The sequence below is a fragment of the Rhizobium sp. PEPV16 genome (assembly GCF_008919455.1).
GTDB lineage: Bacteria > Pseudomonadota > Alphaproteobacteria > Rhizobiales > Rhizobiaceae > Rhizobium > Rhizobium leguminosarum_Q.
This window is the reverse complement of the sequence record NZ_VSZV01000339.1, coordinates 1-13364: the sequence shown is the minus strand read 5'-3', so window position 1 is coordinate 13364 and position 13364 is coordinate 1. Positions and strand designations below refer to the sequence as shown.

Annotated in this window: 8 protein-coding genes and 1 pseudogene; 4 read left to right on the top strand and 5 right to left on the bottom strand. The window is 62.7% G+C overall.

The features are described 5' to 3' along the window. Positions 1-3: 3 nt before the first annotated feature. Both uca and atzF read left to right on the top strand, forming a co-directional pair. Complete coding sequence (gene uca, locus FY112_RS25655; protein WP_151519569.1) at positions 4-3543, top strand: urea carboxylase; 3540 nt, start codon at positions 4-6, stop codon at positions 3541-3543. A 1-nt stretch (position 3544) separates the two neighbouring features. Beyond that, positions 3545-5350 carry an allophanate hydrolase gene (gene atzF / locus FY112_RS25650; RefSeq protein ID WP_017957634.1) on the top strand — a complete coding sequence of 602 codons (1806 nt, stop codon included), beginning with the start codon at positions 3545-3547 and terminating at the stop codon, positions 5348-5350. 97 nt (positions 5351-5447) lie between these two features. Here atzF and FY112_RS25645 read toward each other — a convergent pair whose 3' ends face one another. From FY112_RS25645 to FY112_RS25635, 3 genes are read right to left on the bottom strand one after another with little or no spacing between them, the layout of a single operon-like run. Next, the gene (locus FY112_RS25645; RefSeq protein WP_151519568.1) at positions 5448-5858 is read right to left on the bottom strand and encodes a VOC family protein; all 411 of its coding nucleotides are present in this window, start codon (positions 5856-5858) and stop codon (positions 5448-5450) included. 18 nt (positions 5859-5876) lie between these two features. Beyond that, positions 5877-6974 (bottom strand): Gfo/Idh/MocA family oxidoreductase, encoded by a 1098-nt coding sequence (locus FY112_RS25640; protein ID WP_017957632.1) that lies wholly within the window; start codon positions 6972-6974, stop codon positions 5877-5879. Positions 6975-6984: 10 nt separating this feature from the next. Next, positions 6985-7995, bottom strand: a complete 1011-nt coding sequence (locus FY112_RS25635; RefSeq protein ID WP_094088950.1) for a Gfo/Idh/MocA family oxidoreductase — start codon at positions 7993-7995, stop codon at positions 6985-6987. A gap of 367 nt (positions 7996-8362) precedes the next feature. On the opposite strand from FY112_RS25635, the gene FY112_RS25630 reads away from it, so the two are divergent. Further along, on the top strand, positions 8363-9523 hold the full coding sequence (locus tag FY112_RS25630; RefSeq protein WP_017957630.1) for a fumarylacetoacetate hydrolase family protein: 1161 nt from the start codon (positions 8363-8365) through the stop codon (positions 9521-9523). Between the two features lies 1 nt (position 9524). On the opposite strand, the gene scpA is transcribed toward FY112_RS25630, so the two are convergent. Next, on the bottom strand, positions 9525-11663 hold the full coding sequence (scpA, locus tag FY112_RS25625) for a methylmalonyl-CoA mutase (RefSeq protein ID WP_151519567.1): 2139 nt from the start codon (positions 11661-11663) through the stop codon (positions 9525-9527). Positions 11664-11893: 230 nt separating this feature from the next. On the opposite strand from scpA, the gene FY112_RS25620 reads away from it, so the two are divergent. Continuing rightward, positions 11894-13252 carry an LLM class flavin-dependent oxidoreductase gene (locus FY112_RS25620; RefSeq protein WP_131709876.1) on the top strand — a complete coding sequence of 453 codons (1359 nt, stop codon included), beginning with the start codon at positions 11894-11896 and terminating at the stop codon, positions 13250-13252. A gap of 1 nt (position 13253) precedes the next feature. On the opposite strand, the pseudogene FY112_RS25615 reads toward FY112_RS25620, so the two are convergent. Beyond that, a pseudogene (locus tag FY112_RS25615) lies at positions 13254-13364 on the bottom strand (ABC transporter permease); the annotation flags it as partial.

The following is a 13364-nucleotide window of genomic DNA, read 5'->3' as shown; positions in this document are numbered from 1 at the left end:
TCGATGTTCACCAAGGTCCTGATCGCCAATCGCGGCGAAATCGCCGTCCGGGTTATCCGGACATTGAAGAGGATGGGCATCGCCTCGGTCGCCGTCTATTCCGATGCCGACCGGTTCTCGATGCCGGCGCTGACCGCCGACGAGGCCATCCGCCTCGGACCGGCGCCAGCCGCTGAGAGCTATCTTAACGTCGATGCCGTCATTGCCGCCTGCAAGGCGACGGGCGCTGAGGCCGTGCACCCAGGCTACGGCTTTCTCTCGGAGAATATCGGCTTTGCCGAGCGGCTCGCCGCTGAAGGCATCGCCTTCATCGGCCCGCGGCCGGAACATCTGTCGGCCTTCGGCCTGAAGCACACGGCGCGTGAATTGGCAAAAGTCAGCGGCGTACCGCTGCTGCCCGGAACCGATCTCTTGCAGAGCGTCGAAGAGGCGCTTTCGGCCGCAGAAACCGTCGGTTATCCCATCATGCTGAAAAGCACGGCCGGTGGCGGTGGCATCGGCATGCAGCTCTGCGCCGATGCGGCCGGCCTCAAGGCTTCCTTCGAAAGCGTGCAGCGGACCGCGCGCGCCAGCTTCGGCGATGCGCGCGTCTATATCGAGCGTTTCGTTGCCGAAGCGCGCCATGTCGAGGTGCAGATCTTCGGCGACGGCAAGGGCGGAGTGATTGCGCTCGGCGAACGCGACTGCTCGCTGCAGCGGCGGAACCAGAAGGTCGTCGAGGAGACGCCTGCGCCTGGCCTTTCTGCGGAGACAAGGGCGCGGCTGCACAAGGCGGCAGTCGATTTGGGGGTTTCGGTCTCCTATGAATCGGCCGGCACCGTCGAATTCATTTATGATCCCCAGCGCGAGGAATTCTATTTCCTTGAGGTCAACACCCGCCTTCAGGTCGAGCACCCGGTGACGGAAGCCGTCTTCGGCATCGATCTCGTCGAATGGATGATCCGGCAGGCGGCGGGCGAGGACGTGCTCTCGGGTGCGAATGCCCTGACGCCGAAGGGTGCGGCGATCGAGATGCGCATCTACGCCGAGATGCCGCATGCCGATTTCCGCCCGAGCGCTGGCCTGCTGACCGAGGTTGTCTTCCCTGATAATGCTCGCGTCGACGGCTGGATCGAGACGGGAACCGAGGTCACGCCCTTCTATGATCCGATGCTCGCCAAGCTGATCGTGGCGGCGGGAGACCGGCGGGCGGCGATCGAGAAGCTGAAGGCAGCACTCGCCGAAACGTCGATATCAGGCATCGAGACCAATCTCGATTATTTGAGAACGATCGCCGCTTCCGAGCTGCTCGCCGGCGCCAAGGTGGCGACGACGGCGCTGCGCGACTTCACCTTCGTTCCCGATGTCGTCGAGGTTCTAGCACCCGGCGCGCAGTCGAGCATTCAAGAACTGCCGGGCCGGCTCGGCCTTTGGCATGTCGGCGTGCCGCCAAGCGGTCCGATGGACGAACGCTCCTTCCGCCATGCCAATCGGCTGGCCGGCAATGCCGACGTGACGGCTGCGCTTGAATTGACGGTTTCCGGCCCGACATTGCGGTTTTATGCCGATCAGACGATCGCGCTTGCCGGCGCGCGGATGGCGATGACATGCGACGGGACACAGTTGCCGCATGGCGAGCCGGTGCTGATCCGGGCAGGCCAGGTGCTGTCGATCGGGACGATCGAAGGGCCGGGGCAGCGCGCCTATCTCGCTGTCGCCGGTGGTTTTGCGGCACCCGTCGTGCTTGGCTCGCGGGCGACGTTCGGCCTCGGCCAATTCGGCGGTAACGCCACAGGCACGTTGAAGACGGGGCATGTGCTTCATTTTGCCCGGCAGGTGGCAACCGAACCGGCGACGCCCGCAAAGGAGCCGGCCACCTTGACGCGCGAATGGGATGTCGGCGTCGTCTACGGCCCGCACGGCGCGCCAGATTTCTTCGAGGATAACGATATCGAGACGCTGTTCTCGACGGCCTACGAGGTGCATTTCAACAGCGCCCGCACCGGCGTTCGCCTCATCGGCCCTGCTCCGGTTTGGGCACGCCACGATGGCGGCGAGGCGGGGCTGCACCCCTCCAACCTGCACGACAATGCCTATGCGATCGGGGCGATCGATTTCACCGGCGACATGCCGATCATTCTCGGCCCTGACGGCCCGAGCCTTGGCGGCTTCGTCTGCCCGGCGGTGATTGCCCGCGACGAGCAGTGGAAGATGGGCCAGTTCAAGCCCGGCGACCGTATCCGTTTTCATGCAGTGGCGCGGCCGGAAGACCCGATCGCCGGCCCGGCGGTGCGGCGGCCCACGGAAGAAACAGGTTCGCCGATCCTCGGCATCAGCGAGGATGGCCCGGTTTCTGTCGTTTATCGCCGCCAAGGCGACGACAATCTGCTCGTCGAATATGGGCCGATGACGCTCGATATCGCGCTTCGCCTGCGGGTGCATCTGCTGATGCAGGCGGTCATCGAGGCTCGCCTTCCTGGCATCGTCGACCTTACCCCCGGCATCCGCTCGCTGCAGATCCATTATGACGGCACGCAGCTGACGCGAAAGCGCCTCCTCGGGCTTCTCTCCGAAATCGAGGCGGCGCTTCCGGCGGCGCAGGAGGTCACGGTGCCGAGCCGCATCGTGCATCTGCCGCTTTCCTGGAGCGATCAGGATGCGGAGCTTGCGATGCGCAAGTATCAGGAACTCGTGCGCCCGAATGCGCCCTGGTGCCCTTCGAATATCGAGTTCATCCGCCGCATCAACGGTCTTCCCGACGAACAGGCCGTCCGCGATATCGTCTTCGATGCGAGCTACCTGGTGCTCGGTCTCGGCGATGTCTATCTCGGCGCGCCGGTTGCGACCCCTGTTGATCCACGCCATCGCCTCGTGACGACGAAGTATAATCCCGCCCGCACCTGGACGCCGGAAAATGCCGTCGGCATCGGCGGCGCCTATATGTGCATCTACGGCATGGAAGGACCGGGCGGCTACCAGCTCTTCGGCCGCACCATCCAGGTCTGGAATACCTGGCGGGAGACGCCGGCCTTTGCCAAGGGAAAACCCTGGCTGCTGAACTTCTTCGACCAGATCCGTTTCTTCCCGGTCAGCAATCAGGAGCTGACGGAGGCGCGCGCCGCCTTCCCGCATGGCGGCTATCCGATCAAGATCGAGGAGACGGAATTCTCCTATGCCGCCTATGAGAAGGAATTGCAGGCGAACGCGGCGTCGATCGGCCGTTTCAAGGCAACGCAGCAGGCCGCCTTCGATGCCGAACGCCAGCGCTGGAAGGAAGCCGGGCTCGACAGCTTCGTCACCGACGAAGGCACGGGCGAAAGCCCGGATGGGGATATTCCCGACGGTTGCTTCGGTGTTGCCAGCGCCGTGCCCGGCAACATCTGGAAATTGCTGGTCGAGCCGGGTGCCTCGGTTGCGGCCGGCGATACACTCGCCATCATCGAATCGATGAAAATGGAAATCAACGTCACCGCCCATGCGGCAGGCCGCGTCCGCGACCTGCGCGCCGGGCCGGGAAGAAACGTCAAAGCCGGCGATATCATCGTCGTTCTGGAGGAATGCTGACATGCTGCCGACCATCCTCGATCTCTCAAGCCTTCGCGCCGCCTATCAATCCGGCCTGACGCCGCTCGACGCCATCGAAGAGGTGATCGCGCGGCGTGCCGCCTCGAAGGATCCGGCAATCTTCATCACCCCGGTGCCGGATGAGGAGCTGCGCGCTGCCGCGAAAGCCTTGATGGCACGCGCGCCCGAGGCAAACAGCCTGCCGCTCTGGGGCGTTCCCTTTGCGGCCAAGGACAATATCGACGCCGCCGGCCTGCCGACGACGGCCGCCTGCCCGGCCTATGCTTATCGGCCGGAGGCGGACTCCACCGTCGTTGCCCGGTTGAAGGCGGCCGGCGCCATCATCATCGGCAAGACCAACCTCGACCAGTTCGCGACCGGCCTCAACGGCACGCGCTCGCCCTATGGCGCGCCGCGTTCTGTCTTCGATGCGGCCTATATCTCCGGCGGTTCGAGTTCCGGATCGGCGGTCACGGTGGCCTCCGGCCTTGCGGCCTTCGCGCTCGGCACCGATACGGCGGGCTCCGGCCGGGTGCCGGCTGCCTTCAACAATCTGGTCGGCATCAAACCGACGCCGGGTCTCTTGCCGAATACCGGCGCGGTTCCGGCCTGCAAGAGCGTCGACTGCATCACGATCTTCGCCGCGACCGTCTCTGACGGTGTTGCGATCCGCAAGGTTGCCGAAGGCTTCGATGCCGCCGATCCTTTCTCGCGTCGCGCCGTGCCGGCGAACCTGCCGGTATCGGGCTTGCGCATCGGCGTTCTGACCGATGCCGAGCGAGAGTTCTTCGGCGACAAGGAAGTGGAGGCACTCTACGACCAGGCGATTGAGCGGGCCAGAGCGCTTGGCGCGACCATCGTGCCTTTCGATTACGCGCCATTCCGCGAGGCTGCCGCGCTTCTCTATGACGGGCCGTGGGTCGCCGAGCGTCTGGCAGCGGTCGAGACCTTCCTCGCCACGAACGCGGCCGATTTCGACCCGACGGTCAGAGGGATTATCGAAGGCGCCAAGGGCAAGACCGCGGTCGAGGCCTTCAACGGCCGATACCGGCTGGAAGAACTGCGCCGCAAGACCGAGGCCGAATGGGAAAAGGCCGACTTGCTTCTGCTGCCGACCGCACCGACTACGTACACAGTCTCCGACATGCTGGCCAATCCCGTCGTGCTCAACGGCCGCCTCGGTCGCTACACCAATTTTGTCAACCTGCTCGATTGCGCAGCGATCGCCGTTCCGGCCGGCTTCGGAAAAGGCGGGCTGCCGGGTGGTGTCACCGTCATCGCGCCTGCCTTCACCGACGATGCGCTGGCGCCGCTTGCCGATGCGCTGCACCGTGCAGCAGGTTCCGGCATGGGCATCGACCGGCAGACGGCAATACCGGAAGCGAGCCGTGTTGTGCCTGGCGATGACGGTTTCATCGAAATCGCGGTCGTCGGCGCGCATCTGACCGGCATGCCGCTCAATCACGAACTGGCAGGCGCCGGCGGGCGTCTGGTCAAGACCTGCCGCACGGCCGGGGATTATCGCCTCTTCGTTCTGCCCAATACCACGCCGCCGAAACCGGGACTGCTGCGCGAACCCGGCCATAAGGGTCAGGGGCTGGAGGTCGAGGTCTGGGCACTGCCGGCCGATGCTTTCGGCAGGTTCGTCCAGAAGATTCCGGCACCCCTCGGCATCGGTAAGCTGACGCTCGAAGACGGTTCCAGCGTCTCCGGCTTCGTCTGCGAGGCCCATGCGGTGAAAGGTGCCGAAGAAATCACCGCGCTTGGCGGCTGGCGCAACTATATCAGCGCCAAGCTGGCGAGCTGAGGAGAGCCTTGCGTGGCAGCAAAGCTCATCCGGCACCTGATCGATCTGCTGCGGGACGGTCTGATCGCCCGCAGCGAAGCGATCGGCGGCGACTGCGTCAGCCCTGGCGGTTCTGAGAGCGTTCGGCAAGCTCGACGATGATGCCGTCGGGATCGCGAACGAAGGCGATCTTGTTCAGCATCTCGGAGTGGACAGCGAAGCGCGGCCGCTCCTTGATCTCGACGTCCGCCTGTTCAAGGCGGGCGAAGGTCTCGTCGACATTGTCGAAATGGAAGGTGAGGTGCCGGACGCCGGCCGTATCGTCAGGCATGTCGACCGCTCTCGACGCGCCGCCGGGCGGCGCAAAGACCTCCAGCATGCCGCCGCCTGCATCGAGGAACGCGACCTGCATGCCATTCGCCATCGTCTTACGCAGCACGAGGCTGAGGCCGAGCAGGCCACAGTAGAAATCGACGGTGCGGTCCATGTCGCTGACCGTCATGCCGACATGCTCGAAGGATTTCAGCATCGGAGCGCCCTTCCCGATTCAGACTGTGGCCGCAGCCCGCCATTCCCCTGCCGGCAGCCAGGAGCGATAGAGCGGATGATCGGCGGCGATCGGCATCGGCGTCGGTTGTCCGGTTCGCTGCGAGAAATAGGCGGCCGTTACCAGTTCCAGCGAATTGCGGGCATCCTGCAGCGTTACAGGTGGGTCGGTATCCTCGACGATCGCCTTATGGAAGAGCTCGAACTGACGGGTGTAGCCATCCTCGCCAGGCACATAGGCGGCGAGCACTTCGTCGATCCGCGCCTGATGTTCCTCTGTCCCGGCGACGAACGTCCACGGATCGCGGCCCATCGTATAGGGTTCGATGATGCTTTCGGCGACGAGGTCGTTGAAGCAGAAGCGCAGCCGCGAGATCTCCTTGCGCGAACCGAGCGTCATCGACAGCGTCGCCAGCGAGCCGTTCTGCATCTTCACCGAAAGGGCTGCCGTATCCTCGACCTCGATCGGATTGACCAGCGTCGCCCCATAGGAAAACACCTCGGCGCAGGGACCATGCACATAGTTCAGCATGTCATGGGCGTGGATGGCGTGGCCGAGAAGGCCGCCGCCGAGTTCGCTCGCCCATTTGCCGCGCCACGGCACGGCATAATAATCCGGGCCGCGCCACCAATGGGTTTCGATCGTTGTCAGGAACGGCTTGCCGGCGAGGCCACGTTCGATCAGCAGCTTCAGCTTCTGCAGGCCGGAACCATAGCGATACTGGAAGATCGGCATCAGCTTCCTGCCGGGGTAACGATCGAGGATGCGCCCCATCTCGTCGACCTCGGCGATCGAGCCGAAGAGCGGCTTCTCGCAGATGACGTGCTTGCCGGATTCGATGCCCTTGCGGCAAAGGTCGAAATGCGAACTCGGCGGCGTCGAAATGTCGATGATGTCGAGATCGTCGCGGGCAAACAGCGCATCCGCATCCTGCGTGTATTCGCCAATGCCGTACTCCTCGCACAGCGCCCTGCCGCGTTCCTCGTCGAGCGAGCAGAGCACGGGGACTTCGAAAAGCTCCTTGTTCCAACCGAAGCCGGCCAGATGCCGCGCAGCGATGCCTGCGCCGATGACACCGACGCGCAATTTTCTGGTCATGATATCCTCCTCAGCGAGCGCCGATGCGCGCGGCTTTCGCCTGGGCTTCGAGCGAAAGACGACAGACTTCAAAAACGTGATCCTGGGTCATCGCCGTTTGTGTGCGGTTGCCGACGTCGGCGGTGAAAGCGTCGAAATAGTCGAGTTTTTCGCCGCTGCAATCGATATGGGTCATTTCCTTGCCGTTGACCAGGAAGAGATGATCCTTGCCCGGCCGGCCGGCAATGTCGATATATTTGCGCAGTTCGATGTAGCCTTCGGTGCCGAGGATGGTCAGGCGCCCGTCGCCCCAGGTCGGCAGCGCCTCCGGCGTGAACCAGTCGACACGGACATAGCCCGCCGCTTTGTCGGAACGCAGAAGCACCTCGCCGAAATCCTCGAAGGCGGGCTTGTCAGGCATGCCGAAATTGCCGATCGAGCTTGCGATGATCTCGCCCGTGGTCGAGCCGGTATAGAACAGGAACTGGTCGACCTGGTGTGAAGCGATATCGACGATAATGCCCCCGAAGGCTTCGGGATCGAAGAACCAGTCCGGCCGGGTAGGCAGCTGCAGCCGATGCGGACCGACGCCAAGCGTTTGGATCACCTTGCCGATCGCGCCTTCGGCGACGAGCTTGCCGGCCTTGACGGCGGAGCGCACGCAGTGGCGCTCGGAAAAGCAGATCGAGAAGATCTTACCGGTCTCGGCAACGGTGCGCCTGACGTCCTCAAGTTGGGCGAAGGTGGTCACGCCCGGCTTGTCGGTCATCACGTCCTTGCCGGCCTTCATTGCGCGGATGGCAAGCCCGGCACGGTCACGCGGAATGGCGGAAATGCAGATGACGTCGATCGACGGATCGTCGAACAGCTTTTCCCTGTCGATCTGCGGCGCGTCAGGATAGGTCTTCTCAAAGGCCTCGCGCAGTGCCGGCACCGAGGTCTGCGGGCAATAGCCGACGAACTCGCCGCCTGAAGCAAGCAATCCCTTCACGTGATCGAACGTATGCCCATGGTCGATTCCGACGACGGCAAATCTCAACATCGCTGCAATATCCTCCTGGGATTTTCGTGCGGCCGGCTGATGCCAGCCTCCTCCATGTTGGGCAAAACAGATAACGAAAGCCGGCTCCTGTCAAGGCGAGATGGAGGGCAAAATCGTCGCGACCTATATTTAAATATTTGAAATTTAACAGTTATTTTGTATCTAAATAGTTATTTTGTGGGCTTTTGCGATTGGATTCCCGAGGAACCCCGCCGCTTGAGCCGATCAGGCAAAGGTCTTTTTCCCCTGCGCATCTTGCCCCGTCTTCATGAATGTGATCGATTTCGGCTGCCGCCGGGCTGGAGGGCGGCAACACCCCGCAATGTTTTGAAGAGCGCTCCCCGCTCGCCTGTGACGGAAGATCACCATGTCTCAACCTCTGCTCGATGTCGCCGCTTCGGATGGTCTGTTTGTCGGTCGCATCTGGAATCCCGAAGTGCAGGGACCGAGCATTGTGACGTTACGCGAGGGTATGCTGGTCGACATCACGTCGCGCGAGACGCCGACGCTGAGCGCCCTGCTCGAGCGGCAGGATGCCGCCACCTTCGTCCGTGCAGCAAGTGGCAAGGCGGTTGGCTCGCTGGCGGACATCGCCGCCAACAGTACCGGAGCTCCGGATCAAACGTGCCCGTATCTCCTTGCGCCTGTCGACCTGCAGGCAGTCAAGGCCTGCGGCGTTACCTTTGCGCAGTCGATGATCGAGCGGGTCATCGAGGAGAAGGCCGCCGGCAGTCCGGAACGCGCCGCCTCGATCCGCGAGCGCGTCAGCACGCTGATCGGCGGCAGCCTCACCAATCTGAAGGCCGGCTCGCCGGAGGCCGCCAAGGTCAAGCAGGCACTGATCGACGAAGGCATGTGGTCGCAATATCTCGAGGTCGGTATCGGCCCGGATGCCGAAGTCTTCACCAAGGCGCCGGTGCTCTCCTCCGTCGGCTGGGGTGCGGATGTCGGCCTGCATCCGATCTCGACCTGGAACAATCCCGAGCCGGAAATCGTACTCGCGGTCAACAGCCGCGGCGAAATCAAGGGTGCGACGCTCGGAAACGACGTCAACCTGCGCGACGTCGAGGGTCGCTCGGCGCTGCTGCTCGGCAAGGCGAAGGACAACAATGCGTCTTGCTCGATCGGTCCTTTCATCCGCCTGTTCGATGCCGATTACAGCCTCGATGACGTCCGCAAGGCCGAACTCGACCTGAAGGTGTCGGGCAAGGACGGTTTCGTGCTGCACGGCAAGAGCTCGATGTCGCAGATCAGCCGCGACCCGACCGATCTCGTCAAGCAGACGGTCGGCGCCCATCATCAATATCCTGACGGTTTCATGCTTTTCCTCGGCACGCTGTTTGCGCCGACGCAGGACCGCGACGCGCCGAAGCAAGGCTTCACCCACAAGATCGGCGATGTCGTCGAGATTTCCTCGGCAGGCCTCGGCGCCCTCGTCAACACCGTGCGGTTCTCCACCGAATGCCCTCCCTGGACCTTCGGCATTTCGGCGCTGATGAGCAATCTGGCAAAGCGCGGTCTTCTCTAAATTACTGATTCCGTCGCCTGCCCTGCAGCAAGTCGAGGACGGAGTTTGCCGCCTCGAGAACGTTTGTCCCCGGGCCGAATACGGCTGCAACGCCGTGTTCATGCAGGAATTCATAGTCCTGCCGCGGGATGACACCGCCGCAGACGACAATGATATCACCACTGCCCTGTTCCCTCAGCCTGTCGATCAGCTGTGGTAGCAGCGTCCTGTGACCGGCGGCCAATGACGAGACGCCGACGACATTGACCTTTTCGCTGAGCGCGACGCCGGCGGCTTCCTCCGGTGTCTGGAAAAGGGGACCGGCGAGCACATCGAAGCCGATATCGCCGAAGGCCGAGGCGATCACCTTGGCGCCTCGGTCGTGTCCGTCCTGGCCGAGCTTGGCGACCATGATCTTCGGCCGGTGACCCATGGCTTCCGTCACTTCGGTCATGCGAGTCTTGAGCACGGCGAGCTCCGGCTCATTTTCATACGCTTGGCCATAGACGCCCTTGATCACCACAGGCGTGGCGGCATGATCGCCGAAGGCATCGCGCATGGCATCCGATATCTCGCCGACCGTGGCGCGGGCTCGGGCCGCCGCGATGGCGGCTTCCAGCAGGTTGCCCTTGCCGTTCTGTGCGATCTCTGCCAGGGCCGCCAGCGTCTCGCGCACGGTTCCGCCATCGCGACGCCGCTTGGTTTCCTCGATACGTCTGATCTGAGCTTTGCGCACCGCGCTATTGTCGATCTCCAGAATGTCGATCGGCTGTTCGTTGTCGAGCCGGTATCGGTTGACACCGACGATGACCTCCTCGCCCTTGTCGACGGCTGCCTGGCGGCGCGCCGCCGCTTCCTCGATCAACCGTTTCGGCAGGCCGTCATTGACGGCTTTCGTCATGCCGCCGAGTGCTTCCACCTCCTCGATCAACGCCCAGGCTTTGTCGGCAAGCTCCTTCGTCAGGCTCTCGACGTAATAGGAGCCCGCCAGCGGATCGACCACCTTGGTGACGCCGGTTTCGTGGCTCAGGATCAACTGCGTATTGCGGGCGATGCGGGCGGAAAATTCCGTCGGCAGAGCGATCGCCTCGTCGAAGGAGTTGGTATGCAGCGACTGCGTGCCGCCGAGCACGGCCGACATCGCCTCGAAAGCGGTGCGGATGATGTTGTTATAAGGATCCTGTTCCTGCAACGAGACGCCGGAGGTTTGGCAATGGGTGCGCAGCATCAGCGAGGAAGCCTTCTTCGGCTGGAACTCCTCCATGATTCGGGCCCAGAGCAGGCGGGCGGCGCGAAGCTTTGCCGCCTCCATGAAGAAGTTCATGCCGATCGCGAAGAAGAAGGAGAGCCTGCCGGCGAAATCATCGACATTGAGGCCCTTGGCAATCGCCGCCCTGACATATTCGCGGCCGTCGGCCAGCGTGAAGGCAAGTTCCTGCACCAGCGTCGCGCCGGCTTCCTGCATGTGATAGCCGGAGATCGAGATCGAATTGAATTTCGGCATCTCCTTGGCCGTATATTCGATGATGTCGGCAACGATCCGCATCGATGGTTCGGGCGGATAGATATAGGTGTTGCGAACCATGAACTCCTTGAGGATGTCGTTTTGGATGGTGCCCGAAAGGTCGGCTCGTGGAACGCCCTGCTCCTCGCCGGCCACGATGAAGGAGGCTAGGATCGGGATGACGGCGCCGTTCATGGTCATCGACACCGACATTTCGCCGAGCGGAATGCCGTCGAACAGGATCTTCATGTCCTCGACGCTGTCGATTGCCACACCCGCCTTGCCGACATCACCTTCGACGCGCGGATGATCGCTGTCATAACCGCGGTGGGTGGCAAGATCGAAGGCGACCGACAGGCCCTTCTGGCCGGCGGCGAGATTGCGGCGATAAAAGGCGTTCGATTCCTCTGCCGTCGAGAAGCCGGCATATTGGCGGATCGTCCAAGGCCGGCCGGCATACATCGTCGCCCGCGGGCCGCGGGTGAAAGGCGAAAAGCCGGGAAGCGAACCAAGGTGCCCGGCGCCGTCGAGATCTTCGGCCGTATAGAGCGGCTTGACGGCAATGCCTTCCGGCGTCTGCCAGGTCAGCTTCTCGGGCGAGGTGCGCAGTTCCTTTTGAGCAAGCTCCGCCCAATCCGACAGCGTCTTCTTCGTCATGTGGTTCCTCCGGCTTTTTTCATCCCCACCCTACCATTTCACAGGCTCCTCGTGCGATAGGGTCCGAACAGGATGACTTTAGGCCGAGCCGGCCTAAAGTCATCCTGTTCTACATTATAGAGTTAGAGCATGATGTCGTCCGAAAACTGCTCACACTTTTCAGCATCATGCTCTTGGATAATTAATGCCAAAAATCCTTGCTTTCTATTGCCGGCTTTGGGAACCGCCTCATGAAGACAATGCAGATCTATGCCTTCGACATGAACTGCGTCGGGCACATCAACCACGGTCTGTGGACGCATCCGCGCGACCGCTCAGCGCACTATACCGATCTCGACTATTGGACGGAGTTTGCCAAGACCGCGGAACGCGGCAAGCTGGACGGCATCTTCCTGGCCGACATCGTCGGTGTCTACGATGTCTACAGGGGTAGCCCGTCGCCGGTGATCGAGACGGGCGCGCAGATCCCGGTCAATGATCCGATGATCCCGATTTCGGCGATGGCCTATGTCACCAAACATCTGGGTTTCGGCGTGACCGTCAACACGACCTATGAGCCACCCTTCCTGCTGGCGCGGCGGATGTCGACCCTCGACCACCTGACCAAGGGACGGATCGGCTGGAATATCGTCACCGGTTATCTCGACAGTGCGGCTCGCAGCATGGGTTTCGACAAGCTGCCGGAACATGATGCGCGTTACGACGCAGCGGAAGAATATCTCGAAATTCTCTACAAGCTCTGGGAAGGCAGCTGGGACGACGATGCGGTGCTGCGTGACAAGGCAGGCGGCGTCTATGCAGATCCCTCCAAAGTGCGCTCTGTCCGTCACGACGGCAAATATTACCGGATGGAAGGCATCCATCTTTCCGAGCCATCGCCGCAGCGAACTCCCCTGCTCTTCCAGGCCGGCGCCTCGGCACGCGGGCAGGATTTCGCCGCACGTCACGCCGAATGCGTCTTCATCGCCGGCCCGAATCCCAAGGCGGCCAAGCCGACCGTCGATGCGCTGCGGGCGAAGGCGAAGGAATTCGGCCGCGGCGCCGACGCATTGAAGATCCTCAGCCTGATCACCGTCGTCGTCGGGCGGACGGAGAAGGAAGCACGGGACAGACTGGAGGACTATCGCCGCCATGCGAGCGTCGAGGCTTCGCTTGCGCATTACTCCGCTTCGACAGGCATCGACTTTTCGAAGTATGGATTGGACGACGTCATCGACCAGAGCTCGACCAACGCCAATCAGTCGGCGCTGGCGGCCATCACGAAACAGGCGCCAAAGCCGGTGACGCTGCGTGACATCATCGACCAGATGGTGCTCGGCAGCCGGATGAAGCCTATGGTCGGCTCGCCCGACCAGATCGCCGATCATCTCACGACATGGATCGAGGAGGGCGACATCGACGGCTTTAATCTGGCGCGGACAGTGGCGCCGGAAAGCCTGCGCGATTTCGTCGACCTGGTCGTGCCGGTGCTGCAGGAGCGCGGCATCTTCAAGGCGGACTATGCTGCAGGACCCTTGCGGCAGAAGCTTTTCGGTGGCGGGAACGGCAGGTTGCCCGCCGCTCATCCCGCCGCCCAGTTTCGGCGCTGACTTATCGATGGTCCAGCCTGGCGACCAGCCGGTCGCCAAGCCACTGGATGCCGCAGACGAGCACGATGAGGACGGCCACCACCGCGATCATCACACTGGTTTCGAAACGTTG

Coding starts and splice junctions, on each gene's coding strand:
- FY112_RS25645 (WP_151519568.1), bottom strand. CDS start 5,858: ATGCTGAAATCCTTCGAGCATGTCGGCATGACGGTCAGCGACATGGAC.
- FY112_RS25630 (WP_017957630.1), top strand. CDS start 8,363: ATGTCTCAACCTCTGCTCGATGTCGCCGCTTCGGATGGTCTGTTTGTC.
- FY112_RS25635 (WP_094088950.1), bottom strand. CDS start 7,995: ATGTTGAGATTTGCCGTCGTCGGAATCGACCATGGGCATACGTTCGAT.
- uca (WP_151519569.1), top strand. CDS start 4: ATGTTCACCAAGGTCCTGATCGCCAATCGCGGCGAAATCGCCGTCCGG.
- scpA (WP_151519567.1), bottom strand. CDS start 11,663: ATGACGAAGAAGACGCTGTCGGATTGGGCGGAGCTTGCTCAAAAGGAA.
- FY112_RS25640 (WP_017957632.1), bottom strand. CDS start 6,974: ATGACCAGAAAATTGCGCGTCGGTGTCATCGGCGCAGGCATCGCTGCG.
- atzF (WP_017957634.1), top strand. CDS start 3,545: ATGCTGCCGACCATCCTCGATCTCTCAAGCCTTCGCGCCGCCTATCAA.
- FY112_RS25620 (WP_131709876.1), top strand. CDS start 11,894: ATGAAGACAATGCAGATCTATGCCTTCGACATGAACTGCGTCGGGCAC.